The sequence below is a fragment of the Mesobacillus sp. genome (genome assembly GCF_049588175.1).
In the GTDB taxonomy this organism is placed as follows: domain Bacteria; phylum Bacillota; class Bacilli; order Bacillales; family Cytobacillaceae; genus Mesobacillus.
In genome coordinates this window covers 1-1969 of sequence record NZ_JBAVFI010000465.1, presented here as the reverse complement: position 1 = coordinate 1969, position 1969 = coordinate 1, and the positions used below count along the sequence as shown (strand labels likewise).

The following is a 1969-nucleotide window of genomic DNA, read 5'->3' as shown; positions in this document are numbered from 1 at the left end:
ACCTGTTCCTTCGCAAAAGCATGATAGTAATATTGGCCTGTTGCCTCATCGAATTCCCATGCGGAACCGCTGAAAAAGGATTCCCAGTTATTCGGTTCGTCTCTCCATATATACCAATCACGCTTTGGGTGATCCTTAGATGACTTTGATTCCTTGAACCATTCATGCTCGGAAGAAGTGTGGTTCAATACGATATCGACAATGACTTTGATATCGCGCTTGTGCGCCTCAGATATAAAAGCTTCAAAGTCCTCCATCGTTCCATAAGCGGGATCAATGGAATAATAATCCGAAATGTCATAGCCGTTATCAACCTTCGGAGAGGGATAAAAGGGAGTGAGCCACAGCCCATCTACTCCCAGCTCCTTGAGATAATCCAGCTTGGAGGTGATACCCGCAAAATCCCCCAGCCCATCTCCGTTTCCGTCCTTGAAACTAGGCATATATATTTCATAGAAAGCTGATTGCTTCCACCATTTAACCATTTGCCAGACTCCAATCTCAGGTTACTTAAGTGTGAATTGCATTCCCTCTTGGAACTTCTTCGCGAAAAGCAAGAAGATGATGATGATCGGCAATGTCAATAACACGGATGCCGCATACATCGGTCCTGGGTAGCCGCCATACGGGCCGAACATTTGTGATAAGAGAACGTTTAGCGTAAGCATGTTATCGCTCTTCGCGACAAGCATATCCCATAGCAACTCTGTCCATCTTTCCATGAACAAGAACAAGAAGATTACAGTAGTAATAGATTTTGACATTGGCAGAACAATCTTGAACATGATTTGCATTTCGCTTGCCCCGTCCAATTTTGCCGCTTCAATGATCGTATCCGGGATTGCCTTGAAGAAGTTCGTATACATGAAGACTGCCCATAAGCTCATTGCTTTCGGAAGGATCATTCCCCAGTAAGAGTCGTACATTCCGACCTTTTGAATAACAAGGAATGTAGGAATCAGCAAGATGATTGCCGGGAAGAACATTTGGAACAAAATCACGTTGTTGATCGTGTCTCTTCCTTTAAATTGAATTTTAGCTAATGCATATGAAACCATTACCGCAGAGACCATCATCAAGATGGTCGAACCTGCTGATACTAAAAAGCTGTTAAAGAAGGCGTTGAGCCATGGACGCGGAATAACAGATTCTCCGCCGCCAAGCAGCCATTCCCATGATTTCAATGAGTATTCAGTCGGGAAGAATTTCTTATCGACCTGACTCCAATCAGCAAAGGAATTCAACACCATATAGATGTATGGATAAATCATGATCAGCAATAGGACGATCGCAAACAGGTAACGAAAAACCAATCCTTTTTTCTTAGGTCCAACCATTTCGTTTCCCCCACAGTTCCAAGAGTTTTCGAATGATGTAAATCGCAACAAACGTTACAATCGATGCGATGATGGCAATAGCAGAAGCGTATCCGGCTTGCAGGTTAGAGAATGCTTTAGTGAAAATCTCCATCTGCCATGTATTCGTGGCAAAATTCGGTCCGCCGCCAGTTAACTGATAAACCTCTGTGAAAATACCAAACGTTACACCAATCGATAAAATCAATACAGTAAACAACGCTGGATAAAGAAGCGGAAGCGTAATTTTCCAAAAACGCTGCCATGGCGTCACTCCATCAATCATCGCTGCTTCATAGACATCTTGACTGATGCTTTCAAAGCCTGATGTTAAAATCAGCGCGTAATATCCGGTGAATTTCCAGGCAATGATCAACGCTACTACGAAGAGTGCAGCAAACGGTGATCCAAGCCAGTTAATATCGAGGCCAAATGTACCTCGCAGGAATTCATTCAGCGGACTGTTGTAGGATAAAATCCCTTTCACGATCAGCGAGGAAACAACTCCTGACGCCAGGTACGGAAGGAAGAATCCGATTAAAAACAATCCTTTAAATCTCGGCAACCCTTGAACAATCAAGGCCACAATGATCGAAAAAGCAATGACCAATGGA

The 1969-nt window shown here is 43.5% G+C and carries 3 protein-coding genes; all 3 read right to left on the bottom strand.

From position 1 onward, the window contains the following. Positions 1-485, bottom strand: a 485-nt coding sequence (locus tag WB217_RS11375) for an alpha-amylase family glycosyl hydrolase (protein ID WP_423993342.1), incomplete at its 3' end; no start/stop codon positions are given. Between the two features lie 21 nt (positions 486-506). Next, on the bottom strand, positions 507-1337 hold the full coding sequence (locus tag WB217_RS11370) for a carbohydrate ABC transporter permease (protein ID WP_423993341.1): 831 nt from the start codon (positions 1335-1337) through the stop codon (positions 507-509). Continuing rightward, positions 1324-1969, bottom strand: a 646-nt coding sequence (locus WB217_RS11365; RefSeq protein WP_423993340.1) for a carbohydrate ABC transporter permease, incomplete at its 5' end; no start/stop codon positions are given. The genes WB217_RS11370 and WB217_RS11365, both read right to left, overlap by 14 nt.

Bases quoted from the DNA above. Each gene is read 5' to 3' on its own strand.
- WB217_RS11370 (WP_423993341.1), bottom strand. From the start codon at position 1,337: ATGGTTGGACCTAAGAAAAAAGGATTGGTTTTTCGTTACCTGTTTGCG.